The organism is Gracilibacillus kekensis, assembly GCF_900143085.1.
GTDB classification, from domain to species: domain Bacteria; phylum Bacillota; class Bacilli; order Bacillales; family Amphibacillaceae; genus Gracilibacillus; species Gracilibacillus kekensis.
This window is the reverse complement of the sequence record NZ_FRCZ01000007.1, coordinates 25,057-50,898: the sequence shown is the minus strand read 5'-3', so window position 1 is coordinate 50,898 and position 25,842 is coordinate 25,057. Positions and strand designations below refer to the sequence as shown.

The 25,842-nt window shown below is 35.7% G+C and carries 32 protein-coding genes and 1 pseudogene; 11 read left to right on the top strand and 22 right to left on the bottom strand.

Going from position 1 to position 25,842, the window contains the following annotated elements; genetic code table 11:
- Positions 1-57 precede the first annotated feature (57 nt).
- The 3 genes from BUC25_RS15500 to BUC25_RS15490 are packed head-to-tail and all read left to right on the top strand — an operon-like array spanning position 58 to position 3,016.
- Positions 58-1,017: an ABC transporter ATP-binding protein gene (locus BUC25_RS15500; protein ID WP_073202801.1), complete on the top strand. Its 960-nt coding sequence runs from the start codon at positions 58-60 to the stop codon at positions 1,015-1,017.
- Positions 1,010-2,530, top strand: a complete 1,521-nt coding sequence (gene opuFB, locus BUC25_RS15495; RefSeq protein ID WP_073202800.1) for an osmoprotectant update ABC transporter permease/substrate-binding subunit OpuFB — start codon at positions 1,010-1,012, stop codon at positions 2,528-2,530. The genes BUC25_RS15500 and opuFB overlap by 8 nt, the downstream gene beginning before the upstream one ends.
- 54 nt (positions 2,531-2,584) lie before the next feature.
- The gene (locus BUC25_RS15490; protein WP_073202799.1) at positions 2,585-3,016 is read left to right on the top strand and encodes a VOC family protein; all 432 of its coding nucleotides are present in this window, start codon (positions 2,585-2,587) and stop codon (positions 3,014-3,016) included.
- Between the two features lie 110 nt (positions 3,017-3,126).
- On the opposite strand, the gene BUC25_RS15485 is transcribed toward BUC25_RS15490, so the two are convergent.
- From BUC25_RS15485 to BUC25_RS15470, 4 genes are all read right to left on the bottom strand, one after another.
- The gene (locus BUC25_RS15485) at positions 3,127-4,365 is read right to left on the bottom strand and encodes an IS256 family transposase (protein WP_073202798.1); all 1,239 of its coding nucleotides are present in this window, start codon (positions 4,363-4,365) and stop codon (positions 3,127-3,129) included.
- Positions 4,366-4,392: 27 nt separating this feature from the next.
- Positions 4,393-4,776, bottom strand: coding sequence for a type II toxin-antitoxin system RelE/ParE family toxin (locus BUC25_RS15480; RefSeq protein ID WP_073202797.1), 384 nt, complete (start codon positions 4,774-4,776; stop codon positions 4,393-4,395).
- Positions 4,763-5,029 carry a type II toxin-antitoxin system Phd/YefM family antitoxin gene (locus tag BUC25_RS15475; protein ID WP_058305970.1) on the bottom strand — a complete coding sequence of 89 codons (267 nt, stop codon included), beginning with the start codon at positions 5,027-5,029 and terminating at the stop codon, positions 4,763-4,765. The genes BUC25_RS15480 and BUC25_RS15475 overlap by 14 nt, the downstream gene beginning before the upstream one ends.
- Before the next feature lie 257 nt (positions 5,030-5,286).
- Entirely contained in the window at positions 5,287-6,180 is an 894-nt protein-coding gene (locus tag BUC25_RS15470; RefSeq protein ID WP_073202796.1) for a glycerophosphodiester phosphodiesterase, read from the bottom strand.
- A 193-nt stretch (positions 6,181-6,373) separates the two neighbouring features.
- On the opposite strand from BUC25_RS15470, the gene BUC25_RS15465 reads away from it, so the two are divergent.
- The 3 genes from BUC25_RS15465 to BUC25_RS15455 are packed head-to-tail and all read left to right on the top strand — an operon-like array spanning position 6,374 to position 9,139.
- Positions 6,374-7,540: a glycosyltransferase family 4 protein gene (locus tag BUC25_RS15465; protein WP_073202795.1), complete on the top strand. Its 1,167-nt coding sequence runs from the start codon at positions 6,374-6,376 to the stop codon at positions 7,538-7,540.
- A complete protein-coding gene (locus BUC25_RS15460; RefSeq protein WP_073202794.1) occupies positions 7,541-8,137 on the top strand; it encodes a TVP38/TMEM64 family protein in 597 nt (198 codons plus the stop codon).
- Positions 8,138-8,149: 12 nt separating this feature from the next.
- Positions 8,150-9,139 (top strand): LTA glycolipid anchor biosynthesis glycosyltransferase, IagA/BgsA family, encoded by a 990-nt coding sequence (locus BUC25_RS15455; protein ID WP_073202793.1) that lies wholly within the window; start codon positions 8,150-8,152, stop codon positions 9,137-9,139.
- 11 nt (positions 9,140-9,150) lie between these two features.
- Here BUC25_RS15455 and BUC25_RS15450 read toward each other — a convergent pair whose 3' ends face one another.
- Together BUC25_RS15450 and BUC25_RS15445 are read right to left on the bottom strand one after the other, a co-directional pair.
- Entirely contained in the window at positions 9,151-9,717 is a 567-nt protein-coding gene (locus tag BUC25_RS15450; protein ID WP_073202792.1) for an LOG family protein, read from the bottom strand.
- 41 nt (positions 9,718-9,758) lie between these two features.
- Complete coding sequence (locus BUC25_RS15445; RefSeq protein ID WP_073202791.1) at positions 9,759-10,220, bottom strand: hypothetical protein; 462 nt, start codon at positions 10,218-10,220, stop codon at positions 9,759-9,761.
- Between the two features lie 382 nt (positions 10,221-10,602).
- Here BUC25_RS15445 and BUC25_RS15440 point away from each other — a divergent pair, with 382 nt between their 5' ends.
- Positions 10,603-11,253 (top strand): SDR family oxidoreductase, encoded by a 651-nt coding sequence (locus tag BUC25_RS15440; RefSeq protein ID WP_073202790.1) that lies wholly within the window; start codon positions 10,603-10,605, stop codon positions 11,251-11,253.
- Between the two features lie 90 nt (positions 11,254-11,343).
- On the opposite strand, the gene BUC25_RS15435 is transcribed toward BUC25_RS15440, so the two are convergent.
- The 3 genes from BUC25_RS15435 to BUC25_RS15425 all read right to left on the bottom strand — a co-directional run bounded on the left by BUC25_RS15435 (position 11,344) and on the right by BUC25_RS15425 (position 13,976).
- Positions 11,344-12,627, bottom strand: a complete 1,284-nt coding sequence (locus tag BUC25_RS15435) for an NCS2 family permease (RefSeq protein ID WP_084543493.1) — start codon at positions 12,625-12,627, stop codon at positions 11,344-11,346.
- 99 nt (positions 12,628-12,726) lie between these two features.
- The gene (locus tag BUC25_RS15430) at positions 12,727-13,086 is read right to left on the bottom strand and encodes a hypothetical protein (protein WP_073202788.1); all 360 of its coding nucleotides are present in this window, start codon (positions 13,084-13,086) and stop codon (positions 12,727-12,729) included.
- Between the two features lie 167 nt (positions 13,087-13,253).
- The gene (locus BUC25_RS15425; protein ID WP_073202787.1) at positions 13,254-13,976 is read right to left on the bottom strand and encodes an MBL fold metallo-hydrolase; all 723 of its coding nucleotides are present in this window, start codon (positions 13,974-13,976) and stop codon (positions 13,254-13,256) included.
- 156 nt (positions 13,977-14,132) lie between these two features.
- Between BUC25_RS15425 and BUC25_RS15420 the strand changes: the two genes are divergently transcribed.
- Positions 14,133-14,729 (top strand): TetR/AcrR family transcriptional regulator, encoded by a 597-nt coding sequence (locus BUC25_RS15420; protein ID WP_073202786.1) that lies wholly within the window; start codon positions 14,133-14,135, stop codon positions 14,727-14,729.
- A gap of 213 nt (positions 14,730-14,942) precedes the next feature.
- Here the strand turns inward: BUC25_RS15420 and BUC25_RS19200 are convergent, their stop codons facing one another.
- The 7 genes from BUC25_RS19200 to BUC25_RS15390 all read right to left on the bottom strand — a co-directional run bounded on the left by BUC25_RS19200 (position 14,943) and on the right by BUC25_RS15390 (position 19,316).
- Positions 14,943-15,125: a hypothetical protein gene (locus BUC25_RS19200; RefSeq protein ID WP_139251845.1), complete on the bottom strand. Its 183-nt coding sequence runs from the start codon at positions 15,123-15,125 to the stop codon at positions 14,943-14,945.
- An 86-nt stretch (positions 15,126-15,211) separates the two neighbouring features.
- The gene (locus BUC25_RS15415; protein WP_073202785.1) at positions 15,212-15,682 is read right to left on the bottom strand and encodes a metal-dependent hydrolase; all 471 of its coding nucleotides are present in this window, start codon (positions 15,680-15,682) and stop codon (positions 15,212-15,214) included.
- Positions 15,683-15,883: 201 nt separating this feature from the next.
- Positions 15,884-16,975 carry a C40 family peptidase gene (locus tag BUC25_RS15410; RefSeq protein ID WP_073202784.1) on the bottom strand — a complete coding sequence of 364 codons (1,092 nt, stop codon included), beginning with the start codon at positions 16,973-16,975 and terminating at the stop codon, positions 15,884-15,886.
- A 502-nt stretch (positions 16,976-17,477) separates the two neighbouring features.
- Positions 17,478-18,194, bottom strand: a complete 717-nt coding sequence (locus tag BUC25_RS15405) for an FAD-dependent oxidoreductase (protein WP_342039400.1) — start codon at positions 18,192-18,194, stop codon at positions 17,478-17,480.
- A gap of 12 nt (positions 18,195-18,206) precedes the next feature.
- Positions 18,207-18,578 (bottom strand): iron chaperone, encoded by a 372-nt coding sequence (locus tag BUC25_RS15400; protein ID WP_073202782.1) that lies wholly within the window; start codon positions 18,576-18,578, stop codon positions 18,207-18,209.
- Between the two features lie 27 nt (positions 18,579-18,605).
- Positions 18,606-18,989: an SRPBCC family protein gene (locus BUC25_RS15395; protein WP_073202781.1), complete on the bottom strand. Its 384-nt coding sequence runs from the start codon at positions 18,987-18,989 to the stop codon at positions 18,606-18,608.
- A gap of 3 nt (positions 18,990-18,992) precedes the next feature.
- The gene (locus BUC25_RS15390; RefSeq protein ID WP_073202780.1) at positions 18,993-19,316 is read right to left on the bottom strand and encodes an ArsR/SmtB family transcription factor; all 324 of its coding nucleotides are present in this window, start codon (positions 19,314-19,316) and stop codon (positions 18,993-18,995) included.
- A gap of 174 nt (positions 19,317-19,490) precedes the next feature.
- Between BUC25_RS15390 and BUC25_RS15385 the strand changes: the two are divergent.
- The 3 genes and pseudogenes from BUC25_RS15385 to BUC25_RS15375 form a co-directional block, all read left to right on the top strand.
- Positions 19,491-20,328 (top strand): annotated as a pseudogene (locus BUC25_RS15385) (class I SAM-dependent methyltransferase); the annotation flags it as partial.
- Positions 20,329-20,483: 155 nt separating this feature from the next.
- Positions 20,484-22,187, top strand: a complete 1,704-nt coding sequence (locus tag BUC25_RS15380; protein ID WP_073202779.1) for a DUF2207 domain-containing protein — start codon at positions 20,484-20,486, stop codon at positions 22,185-22,187.
- Positions 22,188-22,222: 35 nt separating this feature from the next.
- On the top strand, positions 22,223-22,585 hold the full coding sequence (locus BUC25_RS15375) for a hypothetical protein (RefSeq protein WP_073202778.1): 363 nt from the start codon (positions 22,223-22,225) through the stop codon (positions 22,583-22,585).
- Positions 22,586-22,698: 113 nt separating this feature from the next.
- On the opposite strand, the gene BUC25_RS15370 is transcribed toward BUC25_RS15375, so the two are convergent.
- The 6 genes from BUC25_RS15370 to BUC25_RS15350 form a co-directional block, all read right to left on the bottom strand.
- Entirely contained in the window at positions 22,699-23,190 is a 492-nt protein-coding gene (locus tag BUC25_RS15370) for an SRPBCC family protein (RefSeq protein WP_073202777.1), read from the bottom strand.
- Between the two features lie 314 nt (positions 23,191-23,504).
- Positions 23,505-23,861 carry a hypothetical protein gene (locus BUC25_RS15365; RefSeq protein WP_073202776.1) on the bottom strand — a complete coding sequence of 119 codons (357 nt, stop codon included), beginning with the start codon at positions 23,859-23,861 and terminating at the stop codon, positions 23,505-23,507.
- An 87-nt stretch (positions 23,862-23,948) separates the two neighbouring features.
- A complete protein-coding gene (locus BUC25_RS15360; protein WP_073202775.1) occupies positions 23,949-24,488 on the bottom strand; it encodes a DUF5412 family protein in 540 nt (179 codons plus the stop codon).
- A gap of 68 nt (positions 24,489-24,556) precedes the next feature.
- Positions 24,557-25,135 carry a Fic/DOC family protein gene (locus BUC25_RS15355; RefSeq protein ID WP_073202774.1) on the bottom strand — a complete coding sequence of 193 codons (579 nt, stop codon included), beginning with the start codon at positions 25,133-25,135 and terminating at the stop codon, positions 24,557-24,559.
- Entirely contained in the window at positions 25,128-25,295 is a 168-nt protein-coding gene (locus BUC25_RS19445) for a hypothetical protein (RefSeq protein WP_170862718.1), read from the bottom strand. Before BUC25_RS19445 ends, BUC25_RS15355 begins: the two co-directional genes overlap by 8 nt.
- Positions 25,296-25,454: 159 nt before the next feature.
- Complete coding sequence (locus BUC25_RS15350; RefSeq protein ID WP_084543492.1) at positions 25,455-25,796, bottom strand: DoxX family protein; 342 nt, start codon at positions 25,794-25,796, stop codon at positions 25,455-25,457.
- Positions 25,797-25,842 lie beyond the last annotated feature (46 nt).

Below are 25,842 nucleotides of genomic sequence, written 5' to 3'. Positions count from 1 at the left end.
CTTCCCTATTTGGGTAATAGTATATAGATAGATATGTTGAAAAGGAGATATAAAAAAATGATTACTTTTGAAAATGTAACCAAACAATTTCCTGATGGTACCACTGCCGTGAATGATGTGAATTTTGCCATCAAAAAAGGAGAATTCTTCGTCTTAATTGGTCCTAGTGGTTGTGGTAAAACAACAAGCCTTAAAATGATGAACCGACTCATTCCTTTAACAAAAGGTACCATTTATGTAGATAATAAACGAATAAGTGATTACGACATTAATGAATTAAGATGGAATATCGGTTATGTATTACAGCAAATAGCACTCTTTCCACACTTAACGATTGAAGAGAATATCGCGATCGTTCCTGAACTAAAAAAATGGAATCAGGATAAAATCACAAAACGGGTCTCCGAACTATTGGAAATGGTCGGCCTTGATCCTGACACTTACCGGAAACGCAAACCTAGTGAATTATCTAGTGGCCAGCAACAACGAATCGGTGTCATCCGTGCACTTGCAGCAGATCCTGACATTATTCTAATGGATGAACCATTCAGTGCATTAGATCCGATAAGTCGAGAGAAGCTTCAAGATGATATCATCGATTTACAGAAAAAAATCAATAAAACAATTGTATTTGTCACACATGATATCCAAGAAGCTTTAAAACTTGCTGATCGAATTTGTTTAATGAAAGAAGGGGAAATCGTGCAATTAGGAACCCCACATGACTTTCTTACAGATCCCGCCAATGATTTTGTTCGTGATTTTGTTGGTTCTTCGAAAAACATTGGCGATGATTTCCGTTTAGAAAATGTACTACAACCTTTAGCTGATCAACCAGCACCTAATAACCTCAGAATCGATGCTGCAACATCCTTAGAAAAAGTGTTAGCTATTTTATCAGAACAAGAAGAAGTATATGTAACCTCAAATAATGAGATTATCGGTAAATTCAATCGTCAAATGTTGATGCATTATTTAGCTACGTCTTTCAACGAAGGTAGGGAAACACATGTCTAATTTTGTGGACGTTTTTCAAACAAGACAAGATCAGTTATGGCAAGCCTTATTAGAACATATTCAAATTTCTTTTATCGCACTATTATTTGCTGTACTTATATCGATTCCATTAGGGATTTATTTAACGAAACAAGAAAAAATTGCGGAACCGATCATTGGTGTAGCAGCCGTGCTGCAAACGATTCCTTCTCTAGCATTACTCGGTCTTTTCATTCCCTTATTTGGAATCGGTAAAGTTCCTGCCATTATCGCATTGATCCTTTACGCATTATTACCTGTTTTGCGCAATACCTATACAGGGATTAAAGAGGTCGACCCTTCATTAATAGAAGCTGCTACGGCGATGGGTATGAATACCTCAAAAAGATTAATGAGAGTAGAACTACCACTTGCCATGCCTGTCATTATGGCGGGTATTCGAACGTCGATGGTATTAATTGTTGGAACTGCCACTCTTGCTGCACTGATTGGAGCAGGTGGTTTAGGGGATATCATTTTATTAGGGATCGATCGCAATAATACTTCTCTGATTATTTTAGGTGCGATTCCAGCAGCATTGTTAGCCATATTCTTTGACTTACTCTTACGAAAAATGGAGACATCTTCTTTCAAAAAATCGATTATTACATTGGTCATTATCACTAGTCTTTCCCTCCTGTTTCTTGTTTTACCTAACATGCTAAATAACGAAAAGGATACGCTAGTTATCGGGGGAAAGTTGGGGACAGAACCAGAAATTTTAATTAATATGTACAAACTACTAATTGAAGATGAAACAGATCTAAACGTAGAATTGGAACCCAGTCTCGGTAAAACTTCCTTTTTATTTAATGCATTAGAATCAGGTAGCATTGATCTATACCCGGAATTTACCGGTACTGCATTATCACAGTTCTTAAATGAAACTGCGACAAGTAATGATGAAGAAGAGGTTTACAAACAAGCACAGGCTGGTTTATTAGAAGAATTTGATCTGGCCTTCTTACAACCGATGGAATTCAACAACACCTATACATTAGCTGTAACACAAGAATTCGCTGAACAATACGACCTGGAAACCATCTCAGATTTAAAAGCTGTGCAAAATGAAGTGCAAGCTGGCTTCACCTTAGAATTCTCTGATCGAGAGGATGGTTATTTAGGTATTCAAGACTTATATGGTTTAGAGTTTCCAAACCTTACAACAATGGAGCCGCAGTTACGATATTCTGCCATCGAGGAAGAGGATATTAATTTAATTGATGCTTACTCAACAGACAGTGAATTAAGAAGATACAATTTAAAAGTACTGGAAGATGACCAAAACCTTTTTCCTCCATATCAGGGTGCACCACTACTACGACAAGAAACGATTGAGCGTTATCCAGAGTTGGAGGAGGTACTAAACCAATTAGCTGGCAAAATTAGTGATGATCAAATGAGAGAAATGAATTATCATGTAGCAGTTGAGGGTGTAAGTGCTGAAGAAGTGGCAAATAGCTACTTACAAGAAGAAGGCTTACTAGAGGACTGATTCATATCAGTCTTCTCTTTTTGCATGTTACAATGAATAGGGAAGGTGATATATATGAAAAAAGTATTTGATCATATCGGTGTTGCTGTTCGTGATTTAGATTCAAGTATCGATTTTTATATAAATATATTGGGCGGAGACTTAATTGATCGTTATCGTAGTGAGGCAATTGGTGTCGAAAGTGAAATTGCAATAATTGACGTAAAGGGGACACGCACTGAGTTATTAATGCCTACGAATAATACTACTTCCCCGATTGCTCGTTTTATTAAACAAAAGGGCAAGGGCGTCCACCACATTGCATATCAGGTCGCAAACTTAGATAAGGCAATAGCTGAATTAAAAGAAAATGGTATACGTGTGATGGAAGATACTAGACGTGTGAATAAACATGGCAGGCGTCTTATTTATTTGAACCCTGCCGATACAGAAGGAACGATTATTGAGTATTGTGACTACTTAGAAAATTCGGAATTACATGGATAGAGGCGAGATTGGTATTTTACTATAGGACACTAGAAGATTAAGAAAATAGAACAAGTCGGTCAATGGATGATCGTCTTGTTTTATGGGGCTTGTCAAGAAAAGTGTGTAAGTCATTCCAAATACTTTAATACACGGTCCTTGAGGTGGTCATGAATTAATAACTGGTTCATCACCATGGCCCATTGTTGAATATGGCCACCTTCCCATTTATCTTCTAGTTCTTTCGTTCGTAAATATAAGACTTTTAATAGGGCATTCTCGTTTGGGAATGCTCCTTTTTGGGTAACTTTACGATAGCTGGAGTGAACACTTTCTACGGCATTTGTTGTATACATGATTTTACGAATGGCACTACCGCAATCAAAAAGCTGTTCCACATGAGAAAAATGACGTTTCCACACATCAATGGCTCCAGGATAAGAAGACCACTGTTGTTGGAAGGTTTCAAAGGCACTGCGACAAGCTTTGAGACTGGAGGCGCCATATACTTTTCTTAAAGCAGCTGTAAAAGGTTTGTAGTCTTTACTTGGTACATATTTAAGCGAATTGCGAATAAGGTGAACAATGCATCGTTGTACCGTAACCGCTGGAAAAATGGCACGAGCACCTTCTTCCAAACCACTGACGCCATCGATAGATAGAAAGAAAATATCTTCTACCCCTCTTGTTTTAATCTCATCAAAGATTTGCATCCATTTATGCTTACTTTCGGTTTCATTAAGCCATAAGCCAAGTATCTCCTTTTTGCCTTCCATGGTGTAGCCTAACATCGTATAAACCGCATATTTCTTCGTTTCATAGTCATTACGAATGGTAGCGTAAAGGCAGTCCACAAAAACAAAAGGATAACAAGGTTGTAAAGGCCTTGTTTGCCATTCTTCTAATTCTGTCAACACATGATCGGTCATGTTAGACACCATTTCATGAGACACAGAAAACCCGTAAATATCTTCAATGGTGGAGGAAATATCCCTCTGGGACATACCACGGGCGTACATGGCAATCACTTTGTTTTCAATAGCTGACACATCTCGCTGGCGTTTGGGAATGACATGTGGTTCGAATGAACCGTCTCGATCTCTTGGTACTTCTAGTTCCACTTCTCCAGTTGATGTTTTGACGGTTTTCTTTCCGTATCCATTACGTCTTTTTTCGGTCCTTTTATTGCCTTTTTCATTGGAGGAGTAACCTAAGTGATGGTCCATTTCGCCTTTTAACATGGTCTCAAACATAGGTCCAAAAATGTCTTTTAATGCATTTTGCATATCTTCTACAGTCTCAGGTTGATACTGTTCGATAATCTTGTTAGCTAAATCTACGGAGTTAGGATCTCTTTTTGGTTTCCCCATTTCAAACACTCCTTTAGCTTTATACTTTTATTCTAACAAATAAAAAACTGTGTGAGTAAGAAACCGTACGCATTTCTTACTTACACAGTTAATATTACACTCCCGGTATTCTCTTTTTCCATAAAGTACTCGCAATATAATCACTTCTCGTTTTCTTTCATTAACTAAGTAAAAACCTATATAATGATGAATGATTAATTTTCGATAACCTTTTTGCAAAAGTGTTTTATCTTTAACATAACTTCCATGAAACGGGAAATGTACTAGTTTCAAAAAAATATTTTCCATTGTCTCCATTAAATCGTCAGCGGCTTGTTCATTGTATAATTCTTCAACAATATAACGATAAATTCTCTCCATATCCTCCTTTGCTGCAGCAGTGATTTTCAATGAAAAGCTACCTTTTTCCATATTTATTCCTTAATTCTTCAAAAACTGCTTCTGCTTCGTATAATGAATCGGTTGTTTTTAATTGTTCCTCAGCTTTGGCAAGCTTTTCATACAGTTCTAATCTTGCTGTTTGTTCTTCGTATACCTCCATGCTCATTAGTACCATGTCACCATACCCATTTTTTGTAATAAATATTGGTTCCTTACTTTGATGGCATAATTCTGAAATTTCTGTTGTATTTCTCAAATCTTTAATCGGTCTTATTTCCGGCATAAAATCTCCTCCGTTCCATTTCATTACATAATTATAGCATAATTATGTTATATCAGAAAGACAGACCTCTTATTTACGAAACCCTCAATACTTTTTGCTGCCCCACAAATACACGGATCATTACGGCCGTTTCCTGATAAACTCTTCTTAAATATTTCCGGCAATTTTGTCCTTGTTTTTTGTTTTTATTGGAGATATACCAACCATAAAAGTTAAAAATAATAAGACTAATAATCCCACCTTTTTTTACCTGGCTTTCACTCTAAAATCCCCGCTAATACATCCGGATAATCCGTAAAAATTCCTGTCACACCCCATTCTAATAATTGTCTCATTTTCTCGGGGTGATTAACGGTATAAGCATGAACCAACAGCTCAGCCTCTCTTAATTCTGTGATGCTTTTCAGATCTAACGATTTATAATTAATCCCAACCCCTACTGCATATTGTTTTACCGTGTTTAGATCTTTCGGTGGTTGTTTCATTAACTGGATCAAAGGAATCGATGGATCTTGGTTATGAACCTTTTGTAAAGCTTCGGCACTAAAGGATTGTATAATAATGGAACCTTCTCTTCTATCTTTCCCAAGCAAATTATGAGCAGATAAAACCTCAAGCAATTTATCAATCATCTCAGGATAAAGCTTTGGAGCTTTAATCTCTATATAATAATTAGCTTCATTGCCAAAATGCTCAATAACCTCGGTTAGAGTAGGTACTTCTAGATGATCAAAACTTTCTTTCGCTATACTGGGATTTTTCTGATTAAACCATGAACCAGCGTCTAGTTCTTTAATCTCCTTTAATTCCATTTCACTGACTAACTGCTGATGATTTGTTGTTCTTTCAAGACTTTGGTCGTGGATCGCAACAAGCTCACCATCGGCACTCATATGTAAATCTATTTCTAAATAATCCGCCCCCATTTTTTGGGCATATTCATAAGATACTAACGTATGTTCAGGCGCATGAGCCGAAGCACCACGATGAGCGATATTTACAATGCGCTCTGGAGATAACAGAGATTGAGAGCGATCATTTTCAAATCCTTTCACGCTTGGCATTTCTTTTGAGCTTGACCAATCTGTCATATAACCAACCAATACAAAAAGTAGCAACAACAAAAGTATCCACTTTGAAATTTTTTTCATAATCGACCACCTTCTCCTTCCCATTATACGGAAGCCTGTTCTCAACTGATAGAAAAAGTACAATTCTTAACAAAAACTAAAACTTTAGCAAATGTTTAACACAACTTTATATTCTCTTAATAAAATTTCTTTATACTATTTTGATACAGGCATGCATATTGTTTTCATGAATACAAACATTGGGGGATTACGGATGAAAATTTTAATCACAACCGAGTGTTATCTTCCTGTTATTAATGGAGTCGTCACATCCATCGTTAATTTGCGAAAAGAATTACAAAAGATGGATCATGATGTACGCATTCTGACACTGTCTGCTAAGAATAAATCTTTTCAACAAGATGGCATCTATTATATGAGTTCGTTAAGTATTGGAAAAATATATCCTGGTGCCAGAATTTCGTTATCTACCCATCATTCATTTCTAGAAGAGATTTTAGAATGGAAGCCTGACATTATTCACAGTCAATGTGAATTTAGTACCTTTCGTATTGCAAAACACATTTCTAAAATGTTAAACATTCCTATTCTACACACCTACCACACTGTTTATGAAGATTATACCCACTACTTCTCACCCAATCATAAATGGGGCAAAGCGATGGTAGCTCTATTTAGTAAAAAAATATTAAAACATGCAGCAGCTATCATAGCACCTACTAAAAAAGTTCACACCCTCTTACATGGCTATGGAATAGAACGACCAATACATATTGTTCCTACCGGCATTAATTTACAGCAGTTCTCAAATGCTAAAGAGAAACATTTTATTTATGATACTTATAAAATCCCTTCTGATCATCAATTACTTTTATTTGTAGGTCGTCTCGCGAAAGAAAAAAATGTAGAAGAGATATTAACTTACTTCGCCCAATTGTCTCAACCAAAGCTAAGCTTATTAATTGTAGGAGATGGACCACATCGCGATTATTTACAACAATATGCCCAAAACTTATCAATCGAAAACCAAGTATTTTTTACAGGGTTAATAGAACCTAACGATATCTCCTCTTATTACCAAGCTGCTGACTTATTTGTAAGTGCATCAAACAGTGAAACACAAGGTCTGACCTATATAGAAGCATTAGCTAGTGGCCTTCCAGCTATATGTCGAAAAGACCCCTGCATAGAAAATGTAATTACAAATGGAGTGAACGGTTGGCAATATGATGATTTTGGTGATTTTAAACATGCTGTTGATCGACTATTGGGAGATCCAATGCTTTATCAACAATTTTCCAATAATGCAAGACAAGGAGCCATTCAGAATTATTCTTCAAAGTCTTTTGCTGAAAAAATGGAAGGTATATATATCGATACGATTGCATCATACTATTTTAAAATGGAATATATATACTAAATGAAAAGAAGATCTCTTTTAAAGATTGGATGGCACTTTTTAACTGCTCTAACTTTCGTCGCATCGATATGCTTTATCATATATGGCTTTGAGCATGATCTCTATTATTCCGAGCAGGCATTAGACAACTTTCTTGGCCAATTTGGATTTTGGGCACCAATTCTATTTATTATTTTCCAATTTATGCAGGTGATCCTGCCTATTGTGCCTGGTGGAATTGGTTGTCTGGGAGGGATATTAATATTTGGGCCAGTCATGGGTTTAATTTATAACTATATAGGTATTTGTTTAGGTTCTATCGCTACCTTCGCGATTGCCAGGAATTACGGGACTTCTTTTATTTCATTTTTTGTTAGTAAAAAACTTCGGGATAAATATCAGCTATGGGTTAACCATCACAGATTTCACTTTCTTTTCACATTGGCGATATTTTCACCAATTGCTCCTGACGATTATTTATGTTTTCTAGCAGGAACAACAAAAATGACCTACCAAAAATTTATCACAATTATTCTTATCGGCAAGCCACTTCCAATCATTATTTTTAGTTTTGGTCTCGAATGGATCTTCAAACATCTCGTATCATGGATCAGTTAATGGAGGATGAATATGAAAGTACTCTTATATGCCGGCTCCTTAAAGTTAGTGGATAAAAGTGGAGTGGGCCAAGCGATGAAGCATCAAAAGAAGGCACTAGAATTAGTAAATATTCCACATACGTTAAATAGTAAAGAGGAATATGATATTATCCACCTTAACACCATCTTTCCCAACGCATTATGGATGGCATGGCTGGCAAAACGCCGAAAAAAAAAGATTATCTATTATGCGCATTCTACCATGGAGGATTTTCGTAATTCATTTATCGGCTCCAATTTATTAGCACCTCTTTTTAAGAAATGGATAACGTTTTGCTATAACCACGGAGACATTGTAATCACACCAACAGAATACTCTCAAAACATATTAGCTACCTATGCTATCAAACGTCCGATCTACAATTTAACGAACGGTATAGATACTGCCTACTTTAAAAAGACAAAAAGAGGACGCCAACGTTTTCGCAAAAAATATGATATAAGTGAAGAAGAGAAAGTCATCCTATCTGTTGGACATTATATGGAGCGAAAAGGGATTATCGATTTCGTAAAACTAGCAGAAAAAATGCCAACCTATCAATTTATTTGGTTCGGATATACAAATCTACATTTGGTTCCAACTAATGTGAAGCGTGCTCTTCAACACAAATTACCTAACCTTCACTTTCCTGGGTATATTTCAAGACAAGAATTATCTGATGCTTATGCTGGCAGTGATTTGTTTCTTTTCTTGACTCATGAGGAAACGGAAGGGATAGTTTTATTAGAAGCATTAGCCGCTAAAATACCCATATTAATAAGAGATATACCTATTTATAAGGAATGGTTACAGAATGGACAGACTGTCTATAAAGGAAGGACAATAGAAGACTTCGAGCAAACCAGTAAAGATATTATAGAGCAACGATTACCTGATTTATCTGAAAATGGATTCCAATTAGCTCTTGAACGGGACATCAGAGTGGTAAGCCATAAATTAATGGAGCTCTATCAATTATAAGAGCTCCATCTTTATTGCCACTTATCAATATATTCTCCCTGATAATCCTTTAATCGTTGAAGAAGTTTTTCTGGTGCGTTTTCTATTACAACTAAATCTCTGTATGCCGGTTTAACAAAACCTTGCTCGATCATATGATCAAATAAGGTCATAATCGGATCATAATAATTATTGATATTAAGTAAGGCACATGGTTTATTGTGGTAGCCAATTTGCGCCCATGTGAAAACTTCAAACCACTCTTCTAGTGTTCCTGTACCACCCGGTAGTGCGATAAAGCCATCCGCATAATCTGCCATCATCGCTTTTCTTTCATGCATTGTGTTCACCACATGCAGTTTCGTTAGTTTATCATGGGCAATTTCCACATTGCTCAGCTTTTCTGGAATGACACCGATCGCTTTGCCACCAGATTCTAAAACTCCATCCGCAACAGCTCCCATACAACCAACATTTGAGCCGCCATATACTAAATCAATGCCTTCTCTTGCTAAGAGTTGGCCTAATCGTTTTGCTTCCTGAACGTATATCGGATCGGTTCCACAACTTGATCCGCAATACACTGCTATGGTCTTCAAATGTACGTCCCCCTATCTTACTTTCTTTCAGTTCCTGTTCTCTAAAATTGTATGCCTAAAACATCTTTTAATTCTTCAAGTATTTCATGATGAGCAGTAACAGTAACTAACGGGTGGTCAGGATTATTTATTTGGTCAAAATTAAAGATAATGGTACCATCATCCATCACTTGAAAAGCATACTGATCTCGTTGCTTCTCCGTACCATTTTCTCCAATAAAACCGAACCGATAATAGTTATCCTGATTTTCTAGTTTCTGAATAAATTCATCAGTTGTGATCCTTTTTGCCTTTAATCCCTCTACTATTGTTAACACTTCTCGGATTTTTTCTTGATCTTCTATCGGTTTTGTTAATTCTCCTGAACTGTAGTTATTTTCTATTTTTTGAACATAAAGAATATTTGCAAAATCCTTATCCTCAATTTTAACGGTTTCTTCTTCATTATTACAAGCACTTAAAAAACTTAAAAATAGGATAGAGAAAATCAATATTTTTCTCAATTCGGTGATGCTCCTTCCATTTCTATAATGGATAGTCCTTTTTCTTGACACGGAATAACCGCCCAAAATACCTCCACTGCAAAATTCGAGTATAGAAAAAGAAGCTAAGTGGAGGATAACGGACGGCTAACATCCTGATAATCTTTAGTAGGAGTCTTAAACTCTTACTGATTGAATTCTCACTGTATGTATACCACATATTTGCTATGTTAAATGTTAATACTACAATAACCTCTATTAATAAGACGTTTTAATAGGTCTGTAGGTTTCATTTAAATCTATTTTTTTCCATTCGAATATAAGTTACAAGGTGGATTATTTAACTTTTCTACAGATAGACATTAGAATAGAAGTTGAAATATATTAGAAAAGGGTGAAGCATGTGAAAATTTTAGTAGTTGGCGCGAATGGCCAAATTGGAAAGCATCTAGTAAAACTCATTCAAGAAAATGAAAACTTAGAAGCAAAAGCAATGATCCGCAAAGAGGAGCAAGCTTCTTATTTTAAGGATTTAGGTGCAGAAGTCGCAATTGTCGATTTAGAAGATGAAATCGAAGAGATTGCCAAAGCGGCTGAAGGCGTAGACGCAATTGTCTTCACTGCTGGTTCTGGTCCAAAAACTGGTAAAGATAAAACCCTTATGATTGATTTAGATGGTGCCGTAAAAACCATCGAGGCTGCTAAAAAAGCAAATGTAAAGCGCTATGTAATGGTCAGTTCCTTTGATACAAGTCGTGAAGCAATTCAATCTGCACCAGAAGCATTTGCACCATATGTGGTCGCAAAACATTATGCAGATGATTGGTTAAGAAACACGAACTTAGATTATACGATTGTCCACCCAGGAGGATTAACGAATGATCCAGGTAAAAATCAAGTACAGCTGGCAGAAAAAGTTGAGAGAGGACAAGTTCCTAGGGAAGATGTGGCAAGAGTTATTGTAGCAGCACTTGAGAATGATTCAACCATCGGCAAAGCCTTCCAAGTGGTAGAAGGAAATACATCGGTTGAAGATGCTATTAAATCGGTATAAAGTGCTAAACTTATCGGACAATCCGCATTGTTAAAAGATAGAAGGTCCATTTTGCACTCAAAATGGACCTTTTTTGATTCTATTATGACTTTAAATAGCAAAGTGAATGATAAAATTTAATAAAAACAAGAATGCTATGACATAAAGAGTGAACGATACCCTTTTCGCATTTCCTGTACTTAATTTTAAAATCACATATAAGATGAACCCAATTGCGATTCCGTCAGCAATGCTGTATGTGAAAGGGATCATGACGATGACAAAAATCGCAGGAAAAGCTTCCGATAAATCACGCAAATCCAAATTCCTGATATTTTGGACCATGAGACCTCCAATAATGATCAAAATCGGTGCAATGGCATTGGCAGGAATCATTTGAATATAAGGTATAAAAAAGGTCACCCCTAAAAACAAAAAGCCGGTTGTAATGGTCGTTAACCCAGTTCTTCCGCCAGCCGTAATTGCTGCAGTTGTCTCTGCGGTAGATACAGTAGGACTTGAACCAAACATACCAGACAACATGATAGAGATACCATTTGCCTGGAAAGCTTTATTGAACTTTTCCGGACGATTCGTCGCTGCGACGTGACCATAAGTCAAACCAATGTTTTCGAACAAGACCACCATTGTAATCGAAAAGACAGCAATTAAAAATGGCAGTGATGTCCACTCTATAAAAGTAAAGGCTCCGAAGACTTCTTGATATCCCTCTAATGAAAAAGAATTGTTCGCTTTTTCTGGTAATACACCTAAAACAAATCCTACACCTGTTCCAAGTAAAATCGTCCATAAAAAATTCCCTCTGACGTTACGCATAAAGAGAACAAACGCAATGACCAACGTTATGATCGTTGCCAGGACCCGTGGATCACTAAAGTTACCTAAGGCAATGATCGATTGATCTCCTCGTTCGACCAGATGACCATTCTCCAAGCCAATCAGCATTAAAAATAAACCAATACCGATAATAATCGCTTCTTTTAATGAGTCAGGTATCGCGTTTTTAATGATGTCCGTTAAGGTTGAAAATGCGATTAGTGTAAAGATGAGACCTGAAATAACAGTAACACCCAGCGCCTGTTGCCACGTTAATTCCATTGACTGTACTAAAGTATAGGTAAACATCGCGTTAATTCCCATACCCGGAACAACGAGAATGGGTGCATTCGCCCATATTCCCATAATCAAACAGCCAACAAACGAGGTTAGGATCGTACCAAGAACAGCTCCTTCAAGAGGTACACCTGCTTCTGATAAGATAAGTGAATTCACAGCAATAATGTAAACTATCGTAAAAAAACCAATCAAGCCTGCAGTCAATTCTTGTTTCACACTCGTATCATGTTGCTTTAATTGAAATAAATCTCTTTTCAAAGTAATTCCTTCTATTCAGTTTTCCCTCTCCCTGCCCACTCTTAAAAAAGAGCCAACCTTTATTCTAATATAATCTAAGAAGATGTCAAGATGTGATCATTACTCCGCAGATTGTTCATATTCTTCAATAAACTGCTTCACTTCTTCTATTTCCACCGAAGAAAAAAGTGGTTCAATCTCTTTTGAAGCGGCAGGCTCGTATACAACAAAAAGTGGATAAGTAAATACAATTGGCAAAGTTATAGGCTCCGCTTTAGCTTCATCAAAACTCATAGGACCAGACTGGCCAACCGATGAATATTGCCACAATTCTTCTTCCGGGTGCTCCTCAAAATACTGAGCTAAAGCTTCCTCAGAATGATCAAAATCTCGATAAACCACTAAAATTCCTAATTTTTCATGATAGTTTGGCTTTTTATCAGACTGTTCTTTTTTCTTATTTCCGAATAATCGAAACATTGATTTTCCTCCTTGTAACTTCATTTAGTGAGGGCTCTTCGCCGTTTTCCTTTCTAGAATCTTAAAGTGAAAGAAATATGGACGATTATCCTTGATGAGAAAGGTGCTTGGATGATAAGAGATTCGTTTCATTTTTTCTCATTTTCATCTTACCATATAGCGGCTTGTTATTTAGACAAATTCCTTAACTTATAGATATGACGTTGTATCTGAGGGGCTTGTAACGGCCCTCCATGTCCCATATAAAACTTCTGATTACCAGATTGCAGCAACTTTTGTAATTCAATTGAAACGAGATGTGGATTTTCTTCAAACGGAGGACGTTTTGGACGATTTTTCATCATTATCCCTCCTAGTAAAATACCAGAAGCTATCAAATCTCCAACCAATGCTTCCTTTGAATCAAGTTCAACTGAAATAGATCCTTCAGTGTGTCCTGGAGTATGCCTTGCTATTCCTCCCACTCCGTAATCACTCAAATCAAATACTTGATCTTTACTTAACAAAATATCCGGTGTGAATGCTGTATAAGGTCGGGTATTTAGCGAGGTCTTCTGAAACACTCGTCCAAACCACCCAGTAGGACAAAAAGTCATTGCAGCCTCTTGCTGAAAGTATTTAACTTCATCTTCATGAGCCAAAATTGGGGCATTAGACAGATCTCTCAGTTTAGCAGCTGCCCCGGCATGATCCATATGGGCATGGCTAATAATAATTAACTTAATATCTTGTAATCGTAAGCCTCTACTTTCTAAGATCTGGATAATCTTCTCTTCACTTCCCGGCACCCCTGCATCTATTAGAATACAACCTTCAGGTCCCTTCAATAAGTGGGCATTTAACATTTCCATCGGCAAAATTGGAATTCGAATAATCTCAACCACATTCATACTACTCATCCTCCTCTAAAAAGATACCGAACGGTTCGGTATCTAAATTATTGTATATTTATCCCTGCTAAACAAGGCATATGTTAAAATAAAAATATTAATTTCTGAAATAAATGCTTTTTTTAAATTAGCTTCGTTATAAATGGAGGGGTTCCAATGCGAAAAGGTGAAAAAACCAAGCAGCATATTATTATAAAATCAGCTGAACTATTTAATAAAAAAGGTTATGCAGGATCATCCATGCAGGATATTATAAATGTGACCGGCTTAACCAAAGGGGGCATTTACAGAAGGTTTTCAGGAAAAGATGAAATCGCGATAGAAGCCTTCCAGTATTCGGGAAACAAATTAAAAGAGATGTTTGTTGAAGCTGCCAATAAAGAACATACTGCCCTAAAAAAAATTATTGCCATATGCAGCGTTCATATGGACACCGTAAACAACCCGCCGATAGTAGGCGGATGTCCATTATTAAATACAGCTGTAGAAAGCGATGATGCTTATCCATCCTTGCGACAACACACCGTAGGGGCATTCGAGGATTTCACATCTTTCATTCAAACCATTCTAAATGAAGGCATAAAATCCGGTGAATTTCGTAAAGAAATGGATACAGAATCTGTAGCATCTTTCATCGTGTCTGCATTAGAAGGTGGAGTAATGGCAAGTAATTTGATGAAAGAAAATAAGCATGTTGAAGTTGTTATCACTCAATTAAAGGTTTTATTGCATGCCTATCAAAAAAGAGAGTAACATGGTGGACACTAAAAGATGTAAATTTAGTACTTAGAAAAAAACTGAGGTTTATCACCAAAGATCCACTAAAGCAAAAAACTACAATAAACTGTAACTTCCATTGCAGAGCAGAATAAAGAATATAATTAGTATTTTAGGGGGGAGACATTCGAGCTTCCTTCCAAAACCCAAACACCTCATATTAGTTATTCGTCTTTATTACTGATTATTTTAGAGTTTTTCAATCTTCAACGTACCTATCTCTTTTAGCAGGAGTTGGGTGAAGATTAATGTTAATAGATAGACAACAACCGGTTCACTTGTAGGAAAAACCGAGATAATTAAGAAAAATAACAATGTAGCAATTATAATTAGAAACAACAAATACAGCAAAATACTTATTAATCTTGTCATATACAAACTATTCCTTTCAATAAATTCTATTATATAGCATTCTGTAAAGCAGCCGCTAAAAAGTTAATGTGTAAACTGTCTACATACTATAAAACAATGAGCCTCCCATAATAGATGGTTACCAAAGTTAAAGCTAATAAGATAATTGTCTCCATTTGTCCACCTGTCTTAAATGTTAACGGAAAACGTATAGTAATCTGGACAGGATAAAGGAGTTTTATTCCATTTTTAGTTGCAGCATCTAACACTAAATGGCTAATCATTCCCACAAGGAGGCCCGTAATAAAGGATTGATTACTAATAAACAATGATAATACGACATACATTAGCACCAAAAACAATAAACTATGTGTAAAAGTTCTATGACCAAAGATAGTATTAACTACTCTGGAAATGAGAGGGATCCTCCTGCCGATTTTACTTCCTCCATGACATATATCAGGTATTATTCCTCCAATTGCGCCAGCGATGATAAACATCGCTGGTTCGTATGTATAAAAGTGGGATATTGCGACAGTTGAGGCAATTCCACCCATAATATGTGTTTTTCCAGTCATTCAAACTCTCCTCAAAAAAATTTCTACTTCAATATATTCAAAGATATTAATTATTTTATGTATTTCCCTCAATTAATTTTACCATTCAATCAACATTCTACTAAGAAAAGTTCGTCGAATAATAATTATATATGCTTTCCTAAAAACGTACAAAAGCCCTCTTCCATATTTAAAGAGGGCTTTTATTTGTACATTTTAAGATTAATAGAATCTTTTATAACTAGAAAAATGTTTCTTCCAGTAAGAGTTATTTAAGCTAACTATTTCAACACCTTTAGAACCGGCATGAATAAACTGGTTGTCTCCCAAATATATACCCATATGGGAAATACCCGATTTATAGGTTCCTTCAAAAAATACAAGATCTCCCACTTTAGGTGTATTCACATAATAAGAGCGATCATAGTACCCGGAACTAGAATGACGTCCCATTTCTTTACCTGCCTGTTTATACACATAGTATATGTATCCACTGCAATCAAATCCACTTGGTGTCGTGCCACTCCATTTATAACCTGTTCCTTCCAAGCTTGTTGCTACTTCAATTAACTTAGATATATTGTAATCTATATCCGATGAGTGCTCTTTTTCAGCCTTCTTATTATCAGAGGATCCACTTTTACCTTGTGTTGCTCCTATATTTAACTTTTGTCCGATATAAATTGTATCTGAGTTTAATTTATTCCATTTCTTTAAATTAGATACCGTTACACCATAATTCTGTCCAATATGAGAAAGTGTGTCTCCAGATTTCACCGTATACACAGTGGAAGAAGAACTATTCTTTTTCTTATCAGAACTGGAATTTGAGCTAGAGTTACTGTTACTACTACCGGAATTATTATTTGAACTCGGTTTTTCCACAACAAAAACATTGCCTGGGTAGATTAAGGTAGTATTTAAATTATTCCATTTCATCAAATTACTAAGAGAAATATTATGCTTAGAAGCAATAGCACTTAGTGTATCACCACTCTTAACGGTATATTTACTCGCACTGCTACTAGATGATTGTTTTTGACCATCATTGTTGCTTGTTTTACTTTTATTCGTATTACTATTACTTGAAGATGTATTTGTTTCTATCACCTGGTTAGGATAAATAATATCTGAACGTAATTTATTAATATCAATAAGCGATTGCACACTTGTATTATATTTCTGAGCTATTTTCCATAATGAGTCGCCGCTTTGAACTTTATGGGATGCAGCCTCCATTTCATCTGCCCCTACTACCGCTGTTGCAATTGCAGCACCTAATGTAACTGTCATAATTGCTTTTTTATTTGCCATTCACTATGACCTCCTGTTAATTAATGGTTTCATATGGATTGAATTATTTAAAATCTAGTTCAGAAAGTTTCATAGTTTAAGAGAATTATTTGCAAATTGTTAACCCAAATCCTCATATAGGCATATTATATAACCATTCTGCAAAAAATGATATATAATAGTGAATTTTGTTGTAAAAATTTATGTAGTGCAAAAGTTGTATTACGATAATATACTTACCCAAAATCTCACTGACACAATTATACCTCGAATCCGTTATTATATAACCGTTATTTATTATTATCCGAACTCATTTAGACTTCTTCTGTAGGTTTAACTTGTGAATGATGAAGAATAATAAAGATTTTAATATGACTTTTATTCACGATTACCTCGTGAAGTATTTATATACATAATATTATATAATTATTTTAAATCATTCTTCATAGTTGTTATTCATACCTTATGTAAATAAAAAAGATTGAGAGACATTTCGTATCTCTCAATCTTTTCACTACTTTCACTAATAACCTATCAGAATATCCTTTATGATATTTTTCTTTGATATTGTTTGCTTCTGTAAATAAGTAGCCATATCATTTACCATCGATTTCGGCCCTGCAATCAAGTATTTACCATTATTACTATATAAAGTAGCTAACGTAGCTAATTCTTGTTGAAGTTGCTTTTTTGTTTCTATATAGGCAATACTAATGGAGGTTTTTTCGCTAATATTTTCTAGTTCTTCTCTGAATACAAAGTCCTTGTTACTATCGCTATATAACAAATGAATGTCATGCTTTTTTCCAGTTCCTTCTGTCTCTAATTGTTTAAGAACCGATCGAAATGGAGTTATACCAATTCCACCAGCTACAAGTATAGTAGGCTGTTTCTCTTTTAAGTAAAATGGCCCTACAGGTCCTGCCATTTTAATACTATCGCCCTGTTTTAATCCTAACATAGACTTCTTAAAGTCACTTGGGGCATCTGACACTCTCATCGTAACTTGAATAACATCTTCATTTGGTGCAGATGCTATACTGAAGGCTCGTGTATGATCTTTAATTTTCTGATGTGTGATGGTAAATAAACCGTGTTGACCAGCCTTCCAAATATTATCTTCTGCTTTCTCAAATAGAAATGTATATATGTTTTCCGTCTCCTGAATACGTTTGATAAATAATAAGTCTCTCTTTTTAAAGATGGAAAATACATCTTGTATAATCGCCAATAGTATCACCCTTTCGTTACATTACTTTCTCCAAAAAGTCGTACAATTCGCTTTATCCCACATGTTAAAATCGATCATTTTCTCAAAGAACGTATAATCTATTTCTCTGTTCCAAGGGATGCGTATAATTTCTTTGGTATAATCATAATTTGCCTTTTGAATATCTTCCTCAATATGCTTTATTGCTATATTTTCGGGTGCGACAGCTAAATGCTTCTTGGATACACTAAAACCAATAATAAATGTACCATGGTCGGTAAACATTGGTTGGTTCCATTTCAATTCAGTTTCTAAATTCGGATATTTTTCTGTAATCCAATTAAATACCTCGGCCATTCTATCTCGGTGTGTTTCATGATCTATTCCTGCTAAAAATTCCGTAAAAACTGCCATATGGACCCCTCCAGAATTATTATTAGATTAATCTAACATATTTTTAAGTTCTTCCACCTTATATACCCAACCATATTTAGCCCCATTGTATGCTTGATCTTCTTTTGCAAATCCTGTTTGTGCAAGATGTAAATGTGTTGTGTCACCTTCTTGTTTCAACGTCCATGTAATAACTGTATTGATTGGTCCTCCTATCCAGGTATAGGATAAAGTATGGGGTTCCTCCACTACTAACACTTCACTATCCACCACTAAGTCAATTTCTTCATTCCAGAACTGGCATTTATGCCCGACAATTGGCTTAAAGTTATTTTCCATCACCCATTTTGCTAGTGTTTCAGACTTCGTTAAGGCATTCCATACTTTGTCAATTGGACTTTTAAATTGAAAATCTAATAATACATCTGCCATTTATTATTCCTCCAATATATTTTTAAGTATTGCCGCTCTCTCCTTCCAAAACTTTTCATAAAAGGAAAGCCAATCTTTCACTTCCTGCAAAGGTTCTGGATTTAGACGGTACTTCGATTCTCTACCTGATTTACGATGTCTTACTATGTCTGCTTCTCTTAGAATCATCAAATGTTTGGAAACAGCTGTTCTGCCCATTTGAAAATGAGGCGTTAATTCATGCAAAGGTAACTCTTTCGAATCTGCCAAAATCCGTATTAACTGCCGACGGGTTGGGTCTGCTATCGCTACAAACACATCCCGTTTTTCATCTGTCTTTTTCAACATGCTACCCTCCTATTCGAAACCATTTGGTGTCTTTTATTATACGACACTAAATGGTGTCTAGTCAATTTGTTAGTCTCTTTAAAATGAGACTCATACTGGCTGATTGCGAAAATTTACAGAATGTACTGATATGTTATAGTTTTTACTGGCAGATAACACCAAAATAATTGACAAAAAATTTTCGATGATTTTATTGCTAAGGAGCTCCTAACCCAAGAAGAATTTTCAGGCATCAGCGAGAATATGATACAAGCGGTCTCCTTTTTCAACCAAGATATTGCACAAAAGCTTCAAGATCATCCAACAGAAATATTAAAATGGGTGACCCAAGTGCAACTTTCACCAACACCGTTAGCTCGCGCTGCATTTTGTGAAAAAGTATTACGCAAAGAAATGGAATTAGGAACAGAGCAGTATGTCATATTGGGAGCAGGTTTAGATACCTTTTGCTTTAGACATCTCCAATTTAAATACAGCTTAGAAAACTATGTTCGACCATCCAACTACACAGGCATTTAAACGAAAAAGATTAGCTGAAATGAATTTTAAAATCCCCGATCATCTTCATTTTGTCCCTATGGACTTCACGAAGAAGTTTGCTGAGCACAAGCTTATAGAGGAAGGATTCGATACGAACAAAAAAACATTCTTTAGTCTTTTGGGTGTCACTTATTATTTAACGAAAGAAGAAGTATCAAGTATCATCAATCATCTATTTACCAAAGTACCACAAGGCAGCTCGATCGTTTTTGATTATGCTGATGAAAATCTTTTTACAGAAAAGGGACTCTCCAATCGAGTAGAAAACATGCGTAAAATGGCATCAGCAGGTGGAGAAGAGATGCAAGCTTGTTGCTCTTATAATGAAATGGAGCACTTGTTAGAAAAAGCAGGTTTACTCATTTATGAACATTTATCTCCGAAGTCAATTAATGATTCTTTCTTTAGTAATCGATCGGATCATTTGACTGCGTTTGAAACCATTCACTATATACACGCTGTTAAAAAATAGTTTGTCTTTGCGTTTCCGCTCTTTCCTTAAGGATTAAGCGGTTTTCCATTTTTATATATAACAAAAAAGAAAAGTAGTAGTCGACTCTATCTGATACAATTAATGAAACCTTATCGACTTAGAAATCGTATATAAAGGAGAGAGGAGCTATACTTATGAAAAGAATGGCGCTATTATTTATTTTTGTTTTTACGATTATTTTACTGCCCTTACCAGTCTTTGCTGTTGATTTCTCCATTGAAAATAGTGAAATCAATGCTTACTTACAGGAGAATGGTGACGTAGAAGTGTCAGAACAACACACCTATCAATTTGATGATGATTTTAATGGCATAACTCGCACACTTATTCCAAAAGAAGAAACACAAATAATAAACTTTGAGGCTTCTGAAAACAACGAGATTTTAGATGTCGAACAAGAGGAGAACCTTTACAAAGTGTATCGAAGTGGTTCAGATGAGAAAATCACAGTCGATCTTTCTTATACAATTTCGAATGGAGTCGAAGTATTCTCTGACTTAGCACAATTTTATTGGCCATTCTTCGACACAAGCAATGAATCTACCTATCAAAACATGGATATATATGTCCATCCACCTCAATCAACTGAGGAGGTACTTGCCTTAGGTTATGATGAAGCGTATGGTACTTCAACTACAAATTCTGATGGCGTCGTCCATTTTGCGATGGGAGAAGTAGCTAGCGGGTCAAACGGAGATATTCGGGTAGCTTATAATCCTACACTATTTCCATCGGCTAGTCTTATTGAAAATAACACTATACGGGAGGAAATTGCTGCTGACAAATTACGGTTGGAAGAAGAAGCAGCTGCATTTAAGAGTAGACAAGAAGTCTTAAATCTTATTTCGCCTTATATTGTAGGTCTTTTTACTATATCTTTAATCGTACTATTTTTTAGAACACGGAGCATCAAGAATAGGAGATTATGGGAAGTAGAACGCAGCTCTTCTCCATCCTATTTATTACCCAATCAAGAAATGAGCTTACCCGCTACCATGCTTTATATGAGAAATATGTATGCAAATAGCGATTTTCTATCTGCAGCTTTATTAGATCTTGTCAGGAAGGGATACGTAAAACGCGAGGATGATAGTAACTTTACTGTAGTGGATTCTAATACAGACCATCCGCACGAAAGCATACTCATCAATTGGCTTTTTTATAAAATAGGAGAAAAAGAGGTCTTCTCTCTAACTGCACTTGAGTCCTATACGAAAAATGAAGACAATCATTCAACTTACAACAATGACTTTCACAAGTGGATAGAATCTGTAAAAGATGAAACTAAAGGCTACGACCTGGTTGATAAACAAAAAGGGTTGCGCTGGACATCAGCAGTAGCAGGTATTCTCCTTATTCCATTTATTATCATTCTGGGTGTTCATTCGCTTTTCATGTGGATGTTCTTTTCCATATGCTTAAGTTTAACCTTATTGGTATTCGCAGCTATCTATCAACCTAGAACCGTTCAAGGACTTAGAATTAGACAGCAGTGGAAAGATTTCAGTTCCAATTATGATAATATCGGTGAAAAGGAGTGGAAGGAATGGATGAGTGATACACAAATGCAAGCATTTATTTATGCTCTCGGTACTGGTAATAAATCGATGCAGAAAAAAAGTGAACAGCTTAGCAAAAGGTTGTCACCAACTGTTACTACTGATACAAACACACAAACTATTGACATTGTGATGTTCATATTGATAGCAGGTACAATTAACAATCAATTCGATCAAGCAAATTCAACCGTTTCAGCTTCCACAAGCAGTAGTAGTGGTAGCGTTCCCGGTGGAGGAGCCGGAGTTGGTGGTGGCGGTGGTGGTTCAGGTGCTTTTTAATAGTAAGAGAATTGCAAAAAAATTGAGGTTCTTATATGAAGACTGTTAGCCTAGAAATCCTAGATTTGTCGATTAAATCATTGGAATCAACTTTTAATAAACTTTCAAATGCTTATATAAGCTTGACAGAAAAAGGATCAAACACATCTCTTGTTCAAAAGAGACGGAATGCAGTAGAAATTGGATTAAAGAGCCTAAAAGCTACTTGGTATAGGGATGATTTTTGCTATGACGAAGAAATCATATTAAATGCTAGAGATGTTCTACAGAGTTTCATTCCATCTATAGAAAAACAAATAGCAAAAGCTAAAGAAGGCAGTTCTCAAAAAACACTAAATGAGCGACGTATAACTGCACTTAAACTGGCAACCGAATCCTTGGAGAACCGTCTTATATAAGACGGTTCCATTTTATTTTTACACAATATCACCATTAAAATTTGCCTTTTAAATTCTTTTCTCTCGTAAGAAATTGCTAGGACGTGGGAATTCCCTATATTTATTGCTAGCTGTTATTTTCCCTTTGACAAATAATCTTCCAATTGATTAAAGGTGCCTTTAAATCCATCCTTAGTCATCTCTTTTGATTCCTCAAAGACTTTACGCTCTTTCTCGGTTGGAGATACTGGAACCAAAGTCACTGTAAGTGTCGTAATTTCTTCATCCTCCATAAACTCCATAGTAGTCAAAGTCTCCAATGGCCAATTTTCGTCAAAAGGTGCACGAACGATATTACCTTCCTCATCAGAAAAGGCACTAGTGTAAATGATTTTCTCTGGTGCAATAATCTCACTGTATACAAATCTAACCCACATTTTAGGTCCATCAGCAGGCTTCTGGCTGTAATGAAATACACCGCCAGGGCGGAAATCTGATTTAGAAATCTCAAACGTCCATCCTTCTGGTCCCCACCAGTTTTTTAAGTGTTCTGATTCAGTAAATGCCTTAAAAACAAGTTCACGTGGAGCACTAAAAGTATGTGTGATTTCAATTTGAGCTGACATTGTATTCCTCCTATAATTATATTATGTTACATTTTTAATATACCATTACAGGAATATTCCTGTAAAGGAATAATTTATTCTAATAGGTTTGTACTAGCCAAGAACTTCCTCGTTATTAATTATTTCCTGTAATATAACCGAATACGTGATAGAAAAAAGACCGAAAGAAAAAGAAAAATTCTCTAATCTTCCAGTCTTCAGTCTCATTGATTTTTCTATGCTAAATTCTCTCTTCATCTTCAGAAAAATGGTGTTTGCATCTCGATTAATTTAGAAAAAAAGTTAAGAACATAGAAATACTACATCATTTTATTTTAGTTCCTCACATAATGGGTGGAATGTAATTTTTCCATATGCGGATTGCGAATTTTCGAAAATTGCAGGTCCTGTTTTGGTCCTTTTTCCCATGATTTATATACAGTAATTGATGATTTAAGATTTTGCTCTTTGGCAAACCTTTGCAATAACTTCAATAAATGATTCATCTTCCCTAAATTTCCTGATGCCACACGTTCTAAATATGAAATCTTCTTCATTCTCCAGTCTTTTACTTGTTTCTCTGTTAGTCGATCCATTTTCACCAGAAGATCGACCGGGCTGATATACCCTTTCTCTTTCAATAACACGGGTGCATCACGATAGACGCTTTGTTCAATTTTTTTCTTACTCATTTAACACCCTTCTTTACATTGATATCCCGATTTAAAATGATGCATTTCAAAAAATGCTTGTCGTATTAATTTCAAAATGTTTCAAAGCTATTGATAACCATATGTATCTTCTTCATCCAATTTTAAGGTATGGTTATTTATAGTTACTTTATGATCATTTTCCCATTCCACTTCGACTTCTTCTGCATTATGCTCTAAATAAATTCTTTTTTTAAACCAAAGTGGACCGTTTAATTCTCCCCTTATACCAAAAGAACCAGCTGCACCTGCGTTAAAACGGTAGAAATCAATTGAATACTTGTTATTATCAGAACTTACTGTCTTTATGTACTCATTCGCTCCCATTGATGAAAAGAGGAGTGAAAATGATACTATTAAAAATAATCCGATCGTTGTCAATGATGACAATATTACGGTTAGCCAGCTTCTTGTTTTTGTCCATCCGGTTCTTTTATCAGTCAAACCGAAAACTCCTAAAATTAAGGCTAACAAGCTAATTATTAATAATATATAATTTGGTGGTGCAATGATCCATCGGTGATTCAAATTAGAATACAAAGAATAACCTGTTAATACCAGACAACTAATTATTAAACAAAAAGACCAAAAGTTATAATGTTTCCTCATCCTTCTCCATCCTTTTAATCTAAATTTTAAAGTAAAAAAAAACTCTCACAAATGAGAGAGTATATAGGTCAGTTAGTGAATGCTATTGTATTTAAAAACAATTGATAAAGCGGTTTAGTAGTGATAACAGATTGGATCATCGCATGCATGTATTCTTCTCTGTCTACATTTTCGTACTGCCAATTGATGCTCCTTGACAAAGCAAAAGCGTGTATGAAAATACGAATTGTCCGCCCATTTCCTTCACGAAAAGGGTGTAGTAAATTAAGCTCTGTTTTAAAATACGCAAGGCGATCTGCCGCTTCTTCAATAGATCTCCACACAGGCTCATTAGTTAACTCTTCAAATAAGTCAGCGGCATAACTGGCAATATACTCAGCCTGGCAAAACCTCGTGTTTCCTTTCGCTAACTGCACATTGCGATACTCACCAGCAAAATGATACACATCCTGAAACAAATGAAAATGAAGTTTTTTAAAGGCCTGCTCCGAAAAAGTCTCCCAAAATTGCTTTTCACGAACGATCTCTGTTGCTCGAGCTGCAAAAGCCATTGCTTCCAAGTCTCTGAGTTCCTCAAAGGAAGAGACACCAAAACGATTATTTTTCAATAAGAATTGATCATTATCTGTTGATTTGTATTTATCCATTTTGATATATTTCCTTCAAAGCACCAGCTGTAATCTGTTGTCCAGAATTAATAAATTCCAACAACCTCTGCTGCCTCTTAGATGAAATATCCAATTCCTCGATATGCAAGTTATGCATAATTCGCCTAAATTCAATCGAATCCACAGTTAATTTACGCATGACAAGCTCCCTTCCGAAAAGATCTCACTTCCTTATTATACCACAAAAGAGCGCATAATAACAGTGTATATAAGAGCCAAAACTTATAGGTTTACACTATTCGGAGTTTCTTTTTACCTTGGATATTTTACATTCAAAATTTCCCCTTACATATTTACTTCACCAGTTAATTATTATTAACATGACGGACACAGCCAAAAATACGGACGCCGGAATAATTTTACTTAATGGATCTTTTACTCTAATATGTGTGATCATTCCAACCATCATAGTAACGCCAAACCATAACCCTGCTATGACTAAAAACCAAGGCAGCCAAAAACCAATAACTAATCCTACGACTCCCACTAACTCTACCCAACCGGTAACTACTCGAAACCACTGGGGAAGCTTAAGGTTCTTAAAAATATCCATCTGCAGCTGATCACCCATTATTTTCTGTATGCCGATACTTAAAAACACTACACCGAGTATACCTTGCAGAACATATGATATAACCATAATATTCCCTCCAAATAATTTGTTTTTCAATATTATAAATTCGGCA